General features: G+C 53.3%; 14 protein-coding genes. 12 read left to right on the forward strand and 2 right to left on the reverse strand.

The genetic code is table 11. From position 1 onward, the window contains the following. Nucleotides 1-302 precede the first annotated feature (302 nt). Nucleotides 303-1,304, forward strand: a complete 1,002-nt coding sequence (locus JMF85_RS12315; protein WP_236595838.1) for a Gfo/Idh/MocA family protein — start codon at nucleotides 303-305, stop codon at nucleotides 1,302-1,304. A gap of 45 nt (nucleotides 1,305-1,349) precedes the next feature. Here JMF85_RS12315 and JMF85_RS12320 read toward each other — a convergent pair whose 3' ends face one another. Beyond that, nucleotides 1,350-2,591: an MFS transporter gene (locus JMF85_RS12320; protein WP_236595839.1), complete on the reverse strand. Its 1,242-nt coding sequence runs from the start codon at nucleotides 2,589-2,591 to the stop codon at nucleotides 1,350-1,352. Nucleotides 2,592-2,610: 19 nt separating this feature from the next. Continuing rightward, nucleotides 2,611-3,387, reverse strand: coding sequence for an IclR family transcriptional regulator (locus tag JMF85_RS12325; protein ID WP_127607568.1), 777 nt, complete (start codon nucleotides 3,385-3,387; stop codon nucleotides 2,611-2,613). Between the two features lie 232 nt (nucleotides 3,388-3,619). On the opposite strand from JMF85_RS12325, the gene JMF85_RS12330 reads away from it, so the two are divergent. From JMF85_RS12330 to JMF85_RS12380, 11 genes are all read left to right on the forward strand, one after another. Then, entirely contained in the window at nucleotides 3,620-4,420 is an 801-nt protein-coding gene (locus tag JMF85_RS12330) for a DODA-type extradiol aromatic ring-opening family dioxygenase (RefSeq protein ID WP_054795660.1), read from the forward strand. Between the two features lie 29 nt (nucleotides 4,421-4,449). After that, nucleotides 4,450-5,910: an aldehyde dehydrogenase gene (locus JMF85_RS12335; RefSeq protein ID WP_054795661.1), complete on the forward strand. Its 1,461-nt coding sequence runs from the start codon at nucleotides 4,450-4,452 to the stop codon at nucleotides 5,908-5,910. Nucleotides 5,911-5,931: 21 nt separating this feature from the next. Continuing rightward, on the forward strand, nucleotides 5,932-6,714 hold the full coding sequence (locus tag JMF85_RS12340; RefSeq protein WP_054795662.1) for a 2-keto-4-pentenoate hydratase: 783 nt from the start codon (nucleotides 5,932-5,934) through the stop codon (nucleotides 6,712-6,714). Between the two features lie 44 nt (nucleotides 6,715-6,758). Further along, nucleotides 6,759-7,643, forward strand: a complete 885-nt coding sequence (locus tag JMF85_RS12345; RefSeq protein ID WP_054799046.1) for an acetaldehyde dehydrogenase (acetylating) — start codon at nucleotides 6,759-6,761, stop codon at nucleotides 7,641-7,643. Nucleotides 7,644-7,659: 16 nt separating this feature from the next. Further along, the gene (gene dmpG, locus JMF85_RS12350) at nucleotides 7,660-8,673 is read left to right on the forward strand and encodes a 4-hydroxy-2-oxovalerate aldolase (protein WP_201318300.1); all 1,014 of its coding nucleotides are present in this window, start codon (nucleotides 7,660-7,662) and stop codon (nucleotides 8,671-8,673) included. Between the two features lie 20 nt (nucleotides 8,674-8,693). Further along, on the forward strand, nucleotides 8,694-9,476 hold the full coding sequence (locus tag JMF85_RS12355; RefSeq protein ID WP_201318301.1) for a 2-keto-4-pentenoate hydratase: 783 nt from the start codon (nucleotides 8,694-8,696) through the stop codon (nucleotides 9,474-9,476). Between the two features lie 17 nt (nucleotides 9,477-9,493). After that, the gene (locus JMF85_RS12360; protein WP_127607562.1) at nucleotides 9,494-9,685 is read left to right on the forward strand and encodes a 4-oxalocrotonate tautomerase; all 192 of its coding nucleotides are present in this window, start codon (nucleotides 9,494-9,496) and stop codon (nucleotides 9,683-9,685) included. 34 nt (nucleotides 9,686-9,719) lie between these two features. Then, complete coding sequence (locus JMF85_RS12365; protein WP_201318302.1) at nucleotides 9,720-10,658, forward strand: amidohydrolase family protein; 939 nt, start codon at nucleotides 9,720-9,722, stop codon at nucleotides 10,656-10,658. Nucleotides 10,659-10,690: 32 nt separating this feature from the next. After that, nucleotides 10,691-11,875 (forward strand): 4-hydroxybenzoate 3-monooxygenase, encoded by a 1,185-nt coding sequence (gene pobA / locus JMF85_RS12370; protein WP_054799010.1) that lies wholly within the window; start codon nucleotides 10,691-10,693, stop codon nucleotides 11,873-11,875. Between the two features lie 95 nt (nucleotides 11,876-11,970). After that, the gene (locus JMF85_RS12375; RefSeq protein ID WP_201318303.1) at nucleotides 11,971-12,876 is read left to right on the forward strand and encodes an alpha/beta hydrolase; all 906 of its coding nucleotides are present in this window, start codon (nucleotides 11,971-11,973) and stop codon (nucleotides 12,874-12,876) included. A 72-nt stretch (nucleotides 12,877-12,948) separates the two neighbouring features. Further along, the gene (locus JMF85_RS12380) at nucleotides 12,949-13,209 is read left to right on the forward strand and encodes a YciI family protein (protein ID WP_201318304.1); all 261 of its coding nucleotides are present in this window, start codon (nucleotides 12,949-12,951) and stop codon (nucleotides 13,207-13,209) included. Nucleotides 13,210-13,522 lie beyond the last annotated feature (313 nt).

Below are 13,522 nucleotides of genomic sequence, written 5' to 3' on the forward strand. Positions count from 1 at the left end.
CTATGAGCTGCCTCGAAGCTGCTATCTTCGAGCATGGGTTGCCGAAGGGGACAGCCAGCGGGTTAGAAGTTCAAGCGAGAGCCGAGGAAGCAGACTTTAAGAGTAGTCGATGCTACAGGAGAGAGAAGGATTTCCCCGAATAACCCTAAGAATTATTATCTGGAAGCATCTCGAAAAGTCCAGTCCCAATTCAATTTTCAAAGAGCAAGCTGGAAATTTTGAAGGCGTCCTCCAGTCCCCTAGGGGACTGGAAATCGGCCAAGTAACTGCCTTCAAGAAATACTATACGAGGAGAGGGGAATATGATGAGCGATAAAATAAATTGGGGAATTTTGGGTACGGCGGAAATTGCCGAGACTCAAGTCATACCTGCGATCCAATCGGCTTCCAACGCCACCCTTGCAGCCATTGCGAGCGGGAGCGGGAAGGAGCGGGAGTTTGCCGCAAAGTACCGGATTCCTAAAGCTTATGGAACTTACGAGGAGCTGTTGGATGACCCGGACATCGACATGGTTTATATTCCTCTGCCGAACGGACTGCATTCGAAATGGGTGAAAGCTGCCGCGATTCGCGGCAAACATGTATTGTGCGAGAAACCGGCGGCATTGACCGCTGGGGAAACAAGCGAAATGATCGACGTATGCGAGCGGCATCATGTTCTTTTTATGGAAGCCTTGATGTATCAATTCCACCCGCAGCACCAGAGGGTCAAAGAGATGGTTCGATCCGGCGCCATCGGCGAGGTCGTCTTGATGCGTTCCTCCTTTACCTTTATGCTGAAAAAGCTCGAAGGCAACTTCCGTCTCCATCCTCAGAATGGCGGCGGAAGTATATACGATATCGGCTGCTATTGTATCCACGCGATTAGGGAAATCATGGGCGAGCCTGAAAGTGTCTCCAGCTGGGGCCGTATTTCAGCGTCCCACCAGGTTGATTTGTCAGCTATTGCCATACTTGACTTTGCGAACGGCACGAAATCCTATTTTGACTGCGGAATGAATATGTCCACGCGCCATGAGTATGAAATTGTAGGGACCCGGGGGACGATTCGCGTTCCGAAAGCTTTCATCCCGCAAACGGACGGCGAAGGCCTTATCCAACTGACGGATCAGCAAGGGAACATGCAGGAGGAAAGACATTACGGCAACTACTATAAGCTCGGCGTGGAGCATCTTTCCAGCTGCCTTCTGGACCGGACCAAACCAAGATACGGCACGGAAGGCAGCATCCGTAACATGAAAGTGATCGATGCTTGTCTCGCCTCTATAGCCAGCCATAACCACGCTCCGGTAAGCATAAGATAAACATCGCGCCGTACGGGCGAATATACGTTAACAAGAAAGCGACCTTCAGCAGGGAAGGTCGCTTTTTTTCGTTACGGCTTGCGGAAACATCAGGTTTAACAGGGAAGCGAAGACGAGCAGAATCGCCGCCGTAAGAAAAGGCAGCGTGTAATTGCCGGTTTGCGTATACAGCCAGCCCGGGAAATAAGCTCCGAGGGCCGAACCGAACTGATGGCCCAAGGTGAGAAGACCGAGGACGAGCCCAAGCGAGTTCGTTTGAAACAGGTCCGCGGTCAAAAGTGTCGTTGGAGCAACCGTGGCGAAATCGACAAGTCCGAACAGAATGGAAAACACCAGCAGCCAAACTGGATCGAATGTCAGGAAGAGAATCGGCAGCGTGGCGGCGCGAATGAGATATAACACGGTTAAAATCATCGCAGGGTTCCAGCGGTCGGCTATTTTACCCGATAGCAGACATCCGACGATATTGAAAGCCGCCAGCACGCTGACCGCGGTTCCCGTTAAAGCCGTGGAGTATCCGGCGCCCCTGCAGTAAGCGATCAGGTGCGTATCCATCAGCCCGGTTGTGGTGTATCCGCAAATGAAGAAGGGAATGAACAGCAGCCAAAAGGAACGCAGCTTCAAGATGTGCAGGGTCGAAGCTTTCTTGGCAGGCTCAAGCCTACTTGGCGCTGGCTCTTCAGCCTGCACGCCCCCCAAGGGAAGCATGCCTTTCTCCGACGGTTTGGAACGATAGAAAGCGAGCAATACGGGACACAGGACGATCAGCATCAAGCCCATATAGACGGAGGTGCGCTCCCATCCGATCGAATGGATCAGAAGCAGGGAAGCGGGTGCGATGATCATCTGTCCGGCACCGAAGCCCGCCTCTAATATGCCGTAAGCGAGGCCGCGCTTGGCGGCAAACCATCGCGTAACCGCAACGGTCGCAACGACGCCGGACGCGCCGCCGAATCCGATGGACGCGGCAACGCCGTATACGAGGGCAAGCTCCCACAAGTCGCTTGTAAAGCCGACGGCGATCGTGCATAGGCCGGTAAATAACACGCTGAATGCAAACACGCGCGTAACCCCGAAGCGGTCCGTCAGTTTGCCGAAGATGGGGACGGTCACCCCGTAAACGATAAAGCTGACGGCGGAAACGAGAGAGATCGAATCGCGGCCTACGCCAAATGCCTGCTGCCAGGGCTCGACAAAGGCACCGAATGATAAACGGACTCCCTGGGCTCCCAATACGCCTGCGAACGACATGAAAAGAATGATCCACGCGTAATGAAATTTTGTCACACGAGCCGCCCCTCTTTCCTTACGCCATATACCCGAGATTTCTGGAAATTTCTTTGGCCGCCTTGATCACCTTGTTTTTGATGGTTGAATGCTGATGCTTTAGAATCCGGTGCTTCGGGCCTACCAAAGAGATCGCGGCGATCACCTTTCCCGTATAATCGCGGATCGGAGCCGCAAAGGAGACGACGTCCTGTAAAAACTCGCAATCGCTGTAGCAAAATTCCGCCTGTTTGATTTCCATCAGTTCCTTTTTCAAGATATCAGGATCGGTGATCGTATTAGGCGTATACGCCTTCAGTTCTTGCTGCAGCAGCTTCACGATAGCCACGCGGTCTAAAAAAGCGTACAAAAGTTTACCGGAGCTGGTGCAATGAACCGGGTTGCGGCGTCCGACATAAGACAGGATACGTACCGGATGGGAGCACTCGATTTGCTCGGTATAGACGACCTCCTGGTTTTCCAATACGGCAATATGGGCCGCTTCTCCGGTTTCATTCACCAGATTGCGGAGAATCGGACGGGCTTCCTTATTAACCTCCAGGTTTGCAATGACAATGCTGTTTAGCGTAAGGATCCGTAAGCCCAGCCTGTATTTCTGGGTTTCGGGGTCTTTGGTGACGAAGCCCTCGCTCGCCAGCGTGCTTAACAATCGGCTAACGGTGCTTTTTCCAAGCTGAAGCTCATTCGCTAAATCGATCACCCGTTTTTCAGGCTCCTCGTTCGTAAAGCTATTCAAGATCCGCAGCGAATTTTTGACGGATGAAAGCGTAGATTCCCCTGCTGGTTTGTCAGGCATACAAATCCCCCACATGGCCTCATTCGTTTGTTGTTGCCTATACAAGAATACGGCACGAATTTTTTTGAAAACAAGTATAGCATGAGCGGAACGGCGAAAGGAAGGAGAAAAAAATAATCAAGCTCGTTGCATATAGAGGAACGGCGATGTTGATTGCAGAACCGGAAGTGAGTAATATTGAATCATAACCATTGTAAGTGCTTTCATCAAGGTAAATTTAGGGAGGGATCATATGTCTTTGGAAATGGCTATGTTAGCCGCGCACGTTCCAAGCATTTGTCATGAACCCAATACGCCTGACTTCCAACAGGATTTGGTTAAGGGACTCAAGCAGATGCGGGACCGCATCAAGGAGCTTAAGACGGATGTAGTTGTGCTGATGTCTTGTCACTTTCCGGCAACCTTTCATCACTACGTGGATGCAACCCCGAGGCATTCCGGAATCTTGACGGCGATGGAGTGCCCGGATCTTATCTCGGATGTGCCGTATGACTATCCAGGCGATGAGGAGTTGGCTCGCAAGCTGGTGGCTGCGGGCAAAGCGGCCGGTATTCCCATTCTGGAGATCAACGATCCGACTTATGTTTGGGATTATGGTACGGTTGTTCCGCTTCGTTACATGGTTCCGAACCAGGACATCTCCGTCATCAGTTTATCGGTGTGCTTGGCTTCCAGCCTGGAAGAATCGTATCAATGGGGCCTTCAAATCGGCAAAGTGCTGAGGGAAAGCGAGAAACGGGCGGTGTTCGTCAGCAGCGGCGCCTTGTCCCACAACCTGGTCCGGGGCCGTGAGCATATGCCGACCCGGTCGGAACAGGCGATGGATAACCAATTCATCGGCTATTTAATGAATGGAGATTACACCGCTGCCCGCGAAATGTTGACCCAATACGCGCGAATCGCTGGTGTTGAATCGGGAGGCCGCCATTTGGCCGCTTTGCTGGGTGTGCTGGATGATAAGCAGCGCGCGGAGTTCTGGGGCTACGGCCAATCTTCCGGCAGCGCCAACGCCATTATTTCGTTCGTATCTTAAATTATATAGATAGATGAGGAGAATTCGACATGCAGCAAACCAAGGTGAAACCAATCGATTGTTTACATTTTATTAACGGCCAATTTGTACCTTCGCTTGACGGGAAAACGTTCGACAATATCAATCCGGCGACGGAAGAGAAGCTGGGGACCGTTGCGGAAGGTGGAGCGGCCGAAATCGAACTGGCGGTCCAAGCCGCCCGTAAGGCGCTGAACGGTCCTTGGAAGAAGATGACCGCGAATGAACGCATCGCCATCCTGCGCAAGGTAGGCGATCTGATTCTGGAGCGGAAAGAGGAGCTTTCCGTACTGGAATCGCTGGATACCGGCAAACCGACCTGGTTGTCCGGCAGCATCGACATTCCGCGGGCAGCGTATAACTTCCACTTCTTCTCGGATTATATCCGCACGATTACGAACGAAGCGACCCAAATGGACGATGTGGCGATCAACTATGCCATCCGCCGTCCGGTCGGGGTTATCGGGCTCATTAACCCGTGGAACCTGCCTCTTCTCTTGATGACTTGGAAGCTGGCCCCTGCGCTTGCTGCCGGTAACACGGTCGTCATGAAGCCGGCGGAGCTTACGCCGATGACGGCGACGGTAATGGCCGAAATATGCCGCGATGCGGGCGTGCCGGACGGCGTCGTGAATCTGGTGCATGGCTTCGGCCCGAATTCGGCGGGCGCGGCCTTGACCGAGCATCCGGATGTGAATGCAATCAGCTTTACCGGAGAAACGACGACAGGGAAAATCATCATGGCTGCCGCAGCCAAATCGTTGAAACGGTTGTCCTACGAGCTCGGAGGCAAAAATCCGAATGTCATCTTCGCCGATTCCAATCTGGATGAAGTGATCGAGACGACGCTCAAATCGAGCTTTATCAACCAAGGCGAGGTATGTTTGTGCGGCTCCAGAATTTATGTTGAACGTTCCGCCTATGAAGCGTTCCTGGATAAATTCGTTGCCAAAACGAAGGAGCTGGTCGTCGGCGATCCGTTCGACGCGAAGACGAAAGTCGGCGCCTTGATCAGCGAAGAGCACTATGAGCGCGTGACCGGCTATATTAAACTGGCCGTCGAAGAAGGCGGCACGATCCTGCACGGCGGCAAACGTCCGGCAGGCTTGGAGAAAGGCTACTACCTGGAGCCGACGATCATTACCGGGCTCACTCGCGACTGCCGCGTCGTCAAAGAAGAAATTTTCGGACCGGTCGTTACGGTCATTCCGTTTGATACGGAAGAAGAAGTGCTCGAGCAAATTAACGATACGCATTACGGGCTCAGCGCCTCCGTATGGACGAACGATTTGCGCCGGGCGCACCGGGTGGCCGGTCAGATCGAAGCCGGTATCGTCTGGGTGAACACGTGGTTCCTCCGCGATCTTCGCACGCCGTTCGGCGGTATGAAGCAAAGCGGCATCGGGCGCGAGGGAGGCGTACACAGCTTCGAGTTCTACTCCGAGTTAACCAATATTTGCATCAAACTCTAATCAGACAGGTGGTACAATCGAATGGATGGCAAATGGATCAACTATGCAGATCATTTGGAGCAGGCGGTCCGGCAAGGCAAGGGCGTAGATCCGCTTACTTCATTAGACCCCGATCTGACCATACAAGACGCTTACCAGGTGCAGCTTATCAATATCGATAAGAAAGTGAAGGCAGGCAGCGTCATCGTAGGGAAGAAGATCGGTCTGACTTCCTTGGCGATGCAACAGCTGCTGAAGGTGGATCAGCCCGATTACGGACATCTGCTGGACGATATGGTTGTGGAGAACGGCGGAGTCATTCCGTTCTCCCGCTTGCTCCAGCCGAGAGTCGAGGCGGAAATTGCGTTTGTGCTGAAGAAAGATTTGATCGGCCCGCACGTAACGGCGCTGGATGTGCTGCTCGCAACCGATTACGTGCTGCCTGCGCTTGAAATTGTCGACAGCCGGGTGGCCGATTGGAAGATCAAGCTCCAGGATACGGTTGCGGATAACGCATCCTCCGGACTTTATGTCCTTGGGGGCAAACCGGTCAAGCCGGATGCCGTCGATCTGACTCTCGTAGGTTCGGTGCTGTATAAGAACGGCGAGATTATGAATACCGGCGTAGGCGCCGCGGCTCTCGGAGATCCTGCAGCGTGCGTGGCGTGGCTCGCCAACAAATTGTTCGAGTTCGGCATTACGCTGAAAGCCGGCGAAGTGATTTTGTCGGGCGCGTTGTCCGCAGCTGTTCATGCCAAGCCGGGAGATCATTTCCGCGCGCGGCTTGCCCACTTGGGCGAGGTCAGCGTAAGCTTCGAAGGTTAAAGCCATTTGGTTTCAGGACACATAATGAAGGGATGGTGCATGTCATGTCCAAGATAAAAGTCGCCGTGCTTGGTTCAGGCAACATCGGCACGGATTTAATGTATAAGCTTGAGCGGTCCGAAGTATTGGAAATGACGACGATGATCGGGATTGATCCGGCGTCGGATGGATTGGCTCGTGCGAAAGAACGGGGATACGTTGCCATTGAGAACGGTCTGCCGGGCTTTCTGGAAAGACCGGAGCTGGCGGATATCGTATTCGACGCCACTTCGGCTAAAGCCCACATTCGTCATGCGAAGGCGCTGCGAAACGCAGGGAAGCTGGCCATGGATTTGACGCCGGCCGCTGTAGGCGCGCTGGTCGTACCGACGGTCAACCTCAAGGAGCATATCGAAGCGGATAACGTCAATTTGGTCACCTGCGGCGGTCAAGCGACGATCCCGATCGTTCATGCTGTGAACCGGGTGTGTCCGGTGGAATATGCGGAAATTGTCGCGACCATTTCCAGCAAGAGCGCGGGTCCCGGCACCCGTGCCAACATCGACGAGTTTACGGAAACGACGGCCCACGGCATCGAAAGCATCGGTGGAGCGAAGAAGGGCAAGGCGATCATCATTCTGAACCCCGCCGAACCGCCGATTCTGATGCGCGATACCGTTTATGCCTTAGTCGACCCCGACAAGATGGACGAAGAGGCGATTAGCCGCTCGATCGAAGAGATGGTAGCCTCCATTCAATCGTACGTACCGGGGTACCGGCTTCGGACGGCTCCGATTTTTGACGGCAACAAAGTAACGGTGTTTCTCGAGGTGGAAGGGGCGGGCGACTACCTGCCTACCTATTCCGGCAATCTCGATATTATGACGGCAGCTGCGGTCAAAGTGGCGGAAGAAATCGCACGCCACCGTCTGGCCCAAACGACTAAGTAAGGAGGCGAGCTCGAAGATGACGACAGAACGCGATCTACTGATTACGGAAGTGGCCCTCCGCGACGGCAGCCATGCCATCGCCCATCAATATACGGTTGAGCAAGTCGCGAAGGTGGCCAAGGCGCTCGGCGAAGCGGGCGTCCCCTATATCGAAGTGTCCCACGGCGACGGCTTGGGCGGCTCTTCCCTGCAATACGGCTTGTCCCATACGAATGAAATGGAGCTAATTGAAGCGGCCGTCTCCGTCAGCGGCGACTCCAAAATCGCGGTGCTTGTATTACCGGGCATCGGTACGGTCCATGAATTGAAGGAAGCGGCCAAGCTTGGAGTCAAGATGGCCCGGATCGGAACGCATGTGACGGAAGCGGACGTTGCGGCGCAGCATCTGTCCAAGGCTAAAGAGCTGGGACTGGAAACGGTTGGCTTCCTGATGATGTCGCATATGGCGCCGGTCGACAAGCTTGTCGAGCAAGCCAAATTAATGGAAAGCTACGGTGCGGATGCGGTATACATGTTCGATTCCGCAGGGGCCTTGCTCCCGCATCAGGTCAAGGAAAGAGTTCGCGCGCTTCGTCAAAGCCTGCAGGTGGACGTCGGCTTTCACGGCCATAACAATTTGTCTCTGGCCATGGCCAACACGCTGGCTGCGATCGAAGAAGGGGCCAAACGCATCGACGGCAGCATCCGCTGCCTGGGAGCCGGCGCAGGCAATACGCAAACGGAAGTGCTGATTGCCGTGCTTGAGCATATGGGCATCCGGACCGGGATCGATCTCTATAAAATTATGGACGTCGCAGAAGAAGTGATTGCGCCGATTTTGCAGGTTCCTCAAGAAATTACCCGCGATAATCTGGTGCTTGGCTACGCGGGTGTATACTCGAGCTTCCTGCTTCACGCACAGCGCGCGGCTAAACGGTTCAACATCGACTCGCGGGATGTGTTAATTGAATTGGGCAAGCGTAAAGTCGTTGGCGGTCAAGAAGATATGATCGTGGATGTGGCCGCAGAGCTGGCCAAACAACGCAACTAAACAAATTCGGGAGGACGAAGATGGATAAGACTGTTATCAAAGACCTCGCCCGCTTCCTGATTAATGCGGAAGTGGAGAAAAAAGAGGTGCTCAAGCTAACGAACGAGCATCCCGATTTGACCGTTGAAGCCGGTTATGCCATTCAAGAGCAATTGGTGCATATGAAGCTGGAAGAAGGCTACCGCATCGTAGGTCCGAAGATGGGGTTAACCAGCCAAGCGAAGATGAAGCAAATGAATGTGAACGAGCCTATTTACGGATATATTTTCGATTATATGGTAGTGAACGGTCAGGAGCTTGCCATAAGCGATCTCATTCACCCGAAGGTGGAGGCGGAGATTGCTTTCGTACTGGGCAAAGATATCGAGGGCCCCGGCATTACGGGAGCTCAAGTGCTCGCGGCTACGGACTACGTGCTGCCTGCGCTCGAGATCATCGACAGCCGTTACCAAAACTTCCAGTTTACGCTTCCCGATGTCATTGCAGACAACGCTTCTTCGTCCAGAGTTTTCTTTGGCAGCACGATTAAGCGTCCCCACAATCTGGAGCTGGACTTACTCGGTGTTACGTTGAGCATTAACGGACAAATCAAGGATCTTGGCGCAGGAGCCGCTGTCGTCGGGCATCCGGCGAACTCCGTCGCGATGCTGGCCAATATGCTCGCAAGAAAAGGGCTGAAGCTGAAAGCCGGACAAATTATTTTGAGCGGCGGAATAACGGGCGCCGTCATGCTGAATGTGGGCGATTCCGTTTCGGCCAAGTTCGATGGACTGGGTACCGTCGATTTTATTGTAAAAGAATAGCAAAGGAATGATCAGATATGCCGATTATTAACATTCAGATTCTGGAAGGCCGTCCGCCTGAAAAAGTGAAAAGCCTGATTGCCCGCGTGACCGATACGGTTTCCGAAGAGCTGGATGCCCCGAAAGAAAATATCCGGGTGCTCGTCACGGAAGTTCCGAAGACGCACTGGGGTATCGCCGGGGTTCCGGTATCGGAGAGACGGAAGTAAAACGTATCCATCAGCTTACCTGGAGGTCTTGAAGATGTACGATATTCATACGCATTTTATCCCTCCCGACGTGCTGCGGTGGCTGCAAGAGAACAAGGCTTCGGTTAACGCCAGCTGGGTCAAGAAGGACCCGAACAAAGCCGAGTTCCTGAGCGTCAACGGAAACTGGGAATTCGAGCTGAAGGAAGCGTTCGTGAATCCGCTTCTATATTTGGAAGAGCAGGGGAAGCAAGGGGTTGTCCACTCCTTGGTTTCCCCGATCCCCCAGCTGTTTCTGTATGATTTCCCAGCGGACATCACCAAGGAGCTGGCTGCCGTTTATAACGATAGCTTGGCGGAGTGGGCGCGGAGCCATCCGGGCCGACTATCTGGACTGGCTACGCTGCCGATGAACGATCCGGAGGCGGCTGCCCGGGAATTGGAGCGGGCCATGGACGGCGGACTTCAGGGAGCCATCCTGGCCTCCTCCTGGTCCGGCCACCTGTTAAGCGAAGAGCGCTTCACTCCTTTCTGGGAAGCGGCCAACCGGCGGAAAGCCGTCGTATTCGTTCATCCCTTGTTGTGCACCGATCCGCGATTAAGCAAACGGATGATGCCCAACCTGATCGGCGTACCGTGGGAAACGACCGTTAGCGCCACGGACCTGCTGCTGAGCGGGACGCTTGAACGTTACCCGGACGCAAAAGTACTGCTTGCGCACGGCGGAGGCTTTCTTCCTTACCAAATCGGAAGGCTGGCCAAAGGGTATGAGAAGTGGGGCGGGGCATTCGCCCACCTGCAGCAATCGCCGCAGGAGCAGATCCGGCGATTCTGGTATGATACGGTGCTCTGGAATCCCGATGGATTGAACTACTTGGTGGAATTGGTCGGAGAGGATCGGGTTGTGCCGGGCACGGATTATCCGTTCGACTTATGTGAGTGGCCTCCGGCAATCAACGGAGCGAAAGGTTTTCAATCCCTGATGAACAAATAATAACCGCTATCAAGGAGCAACAGGAGGTATTTATGCGTACTCAGGTTGGCATTATCGGAGCCGGTCCTGCCGGGCTGTTGCTCTCCCATCTGCTGTATTTGCAAGGCATCGAGTCCGTTATTATCGAGAGCCGGACCCGCGAGGAGATCGAGGGAACGATCCGTGCAGGCGTGCTCGAACAAGGTACAGTGGATCTGATGAATCAGATGGGCGTAGGCGTAAGAATGATGAAAGAAGGGCATTTTCACGAAGGATTTGAGCTGCGGTTCAACGGAACCGGGCATCGGGTCAATGTTCACGAGCTCACCGGGGGCAAGTATGTCACGGTTTATGCGCAGCACGAGGTCATTAAAGATTTGGTTGCGGCACGGCTTCAAGCAGGGGGCCAAATTTACTTCAATGTCGGAGACGTAAGTCTTCACGATGTGGATACAAGCGCGCCCAAAATACGATTCCGCCCGAATAAGGACGGCGAACTGCAAGAGATCGCATGCGATTATATTGCCGGCTGCGACGGGTTTCACGGCCCGAGCCGTCCGGCGATCCCGCAATCGGTCCGCAAGGAATATCAGAAGATCTATCCGTTCAGTTGGTTGGGCGTCCTTGTGGAAGCGCCTCCATCATCGCATGAGCTCATCTATGCGAACCATGAACAGGGCTTTGCGCTGGTCAGCACCCGTTCCCCGCAAATTCAGCGGCTGTATCTTCAAGTCGACGCCAAAGACCATATCGACAACTGGTCCGACGACCGGATTTGGTCCGAGCTGCACACAAGGCTTGAGACGAAGGACGGGTTTAAGCTCATCGAAGGTCCGATTTTTCAAAAAGGCATCGTTTCGATGCGCAGCTTCGTTTGCGACCCGATGCAGTACGGAAGACTGTTCTTGGCCGGCGATGCCGCTCATATCGTGCCGCCGACAGGGGCTAAGGGGCTGAATCTCGCAGCGGCAGACGTGCAAGTGCTGGCGCGGGGGCTTGAAGCGTTTTACAAGGCTGGAAAGACGGATATCCTCAATCGGTATACGGAAATTTGCTTGCGGCGCATCTGGAAGGCGGAGCGCTTCTCTTGGTTCATGACCACGATGCTGCACCGGGACATGGGACATACACCATTCGAACGCGGTATTCAATTGGCCGAGCTGGATTACGTCACGTCTTCGCGTGCCGCATCGACCAGTCTCGCGGAAAATTATATCGGACTGCCTATGGAGTTTTAACGGGAGTCGCTTGAGCGTCCTTGATCTGGTCTACAAGATCAAGGCTGCTTTAGTTTGTGGACGTTACCCAATACAGAATAAAGGAGCTCCGGCCGATGTCTGCACCGAAAATAAAATTCAGGGATATGCATGTTCCTGCAGATCAAGAAAGTCCGGAGGGCATGCAGATCGTATATGGCGATCAAAATGACGGCTATGCGTGTGTATATTTGCCCGATATCGAGTATGCTCAATACGAAGACCGCTCCTTAAAGATAAATATCGTCATGCCTTCCCGAGCAAAGGGGCCTTATCCGTTACTGGTGTATGTACAAGGATCGGGCTGGCTTCCTCAAAGTCTGTATATGGCTATTCCTCAATTGTCCGACTTCGCCCATCACGGGTATGTTGTGGCGAGTGTCGAATACCGGCATTCCCTCGAAGCAACGTTTCCTGCACAAATTCAAGACGTTAAGACAGCCATCCGCTATTTGAGGGCCAATGCCGACAAGTATCAGATTGACCCTGCACGGGTTGCCGTATGGGGAGATTCGTCGGGCGGACATCTATCCGCTTTAGTCGGCGTAAGCGAAGGTTTTGCGGAGTTCGAATCGGACCGGTATACGGAGCAGTCCAGCGGAGTGAAAGCCGTCGTCGATTTCTACGGCCCTACGGATTTGCTGCAAATGAACAAGTATCCTTCCAAAGTGGACCATGATGCCGGGGACTCGCCTGAATCCTTGCTTATCGGCGGTCCTATTCAGGAGCATCCGGACAAAGTTTCGAGAGCGAATCCGATCACCTATATTTCCAGGGAAAAAGCGTTGCCGCCGTTCCTGATCATGCACGGAGACCAGGATGAGCTGGTTCCGTTTAATCAAAGCGTATTGCTGTACGAAGCGTTGAAAGAAGCGGGACAAGACGTCACGTTCTACAAAGTGAAAGGCGCCGGGCACGGCATCCGCTTCTGGACGCCTGACGTCCTAGAGATCGTCCGAAAATTTTTGACGGCATATGTATAACGAGAAAAGTATGCAGCTTCCATTTTCGTACGAGGTTGCTTGAAAGATAACGTATAGAAAGAGGTTTCCGTCATGAAAATGTTCGTCGTTTTTTTGCCGATGCTTGATGCAGAAAAAAGCCAGATGCATAGAAATGAGCATTTGGCCTACCTTGCAGAGCAGCGTGCACAGGGGCACATATTCGCCAATGGCCGGTTTGCCGATGGCTGGGGAGGTATGGTCATTTATAAAGCCGAGGCGATAGAAGACGTGCGGACGTGGGCCGAGAACGATCCCTATGTGCGTTCCGGCGCACGCTCCTATGAAGTTCACGAGTGGGATATGGTGCAGTAGAAGTGAGCTGATGGTTGGGATAAAAAACATACGGGTGTTTCAACAGCAGGCCTGAATCTTATGATTCAGGCTTTTTTTTGTAGATTGCGCGCCTACCCAACCGGAATGCGGGAAAGTTGGAAGACCGTTCAGCAGGGAATTGCCATACGGACATGGAATAATTATGCGAGTGAGGGGATCGTTCCCATTTGGCATTCGACCGAAAAGAGAGCGTGAAATGTTTATTAAACATTCGTCTAAAAAACGTAATATATGAGAATAAGGGAGCATATCCAAGATTTACTCCTATTTTCCGCATATATACGCGTGGTTT

This window comes from Paenibacillus sp. EPM92 (assembly GCF_016586185.1).
GTDB lineage: Bacteria > Bacillota > Bacilli > Paenibacillales > NBRC-103111 > Paenibacillus_G > Paenibacillus_G validus.

Bases quoted from the DNA above. Each gene is read 5' to 3' on its own strand.
- JMF85_RS12335 (WP_054795661.1), top strand. From the start codon at position 4,450: ATGCAGCAAACCAAGGTGAAACCAATCGATTGTTTACATTTTATTAAC.
- JMF85_RS12375 (WP_201318303.1), top strand. From the start codon at position 11,971: ATGTCTGCACCGAAAATAAAATTCAGGGATATGCATGTTCCTGCAGAT.
- JMF85_RS12380 (WP_201318304.1), top strand. From the start codon at position 12,949: ATGAAAATGTTCGTCGTTTTTTTGCCGATGCTTGATGCAGAAAAAAGC.
- dmpG (WP_201318300.1), top strand. From the start codon at position 7,660: ATGACGACAGAACGCGATCTACTGATTACGGAAGTGGCCCTCCGCGAC.
- JMF85_RS12340 (WP_054795662.1), top strand. From the start codon at position 5,932: ATGGATGGCAAATGGATCAACTATGCAGATCATTTGGAGCAGGCGGTC.
- JMF85_RS12325 (WP_127607568.1), bottom strand. From the start codon at position 3,387: ATGCCTGACAAACCAGCAGGGGAATCTACGCTTTCATCCGTCAAAAAT.
- JMF85_RS12355 (WP_201318301.1), top strand. From the start codon at position 8,694: ATGGATAAGACTGTTATCAAAGACCTCGCCCGCTTCCTGATTAATGCG.
- JMF85_RS12360 (WP_127607562.1), top strand. From the start codon at position 9,494: ATGCCGATTATTAACATTCAGATTCTGGAAGGCCGTCCGCCTGAAAAA.
- JMF85_RS12345 (WP_054799046.1), top strand. From the start codon at position 6,759: ATGTCCAAGATAAAAGTCGCCGTGCTTGGTTCAGGCAACATCGGCACG.
- JMF85_RS12365 (WP_201318302.1), top strand. From the start codon at position 9,720: ATGTACGATATTCATACGCATTTTATCCCTCCCGACGTGCTGCGGTGG.
- pobA (WP_054799010.1), top strand. From the start codon at position 10,691: ATGCGTACTCAGGTTGGCATTATCGGAGCCGGTCCTGCCGGGCTGTTG.
- JMF85_RS12330 (WP_054795660.1), top strand. From the start codon at position 3,620: ATGTCTTTGGAAATGGCTATGTTAGCCGCGCACGTTCCAAGCATTTGT.
- JMF85_RS12315 (WP_236595838.1), top strand. From the start codon at position 303: ATGATGAGCGATAAAATAAATTGGGGAATTTTGGGTACGGCGGAAATT.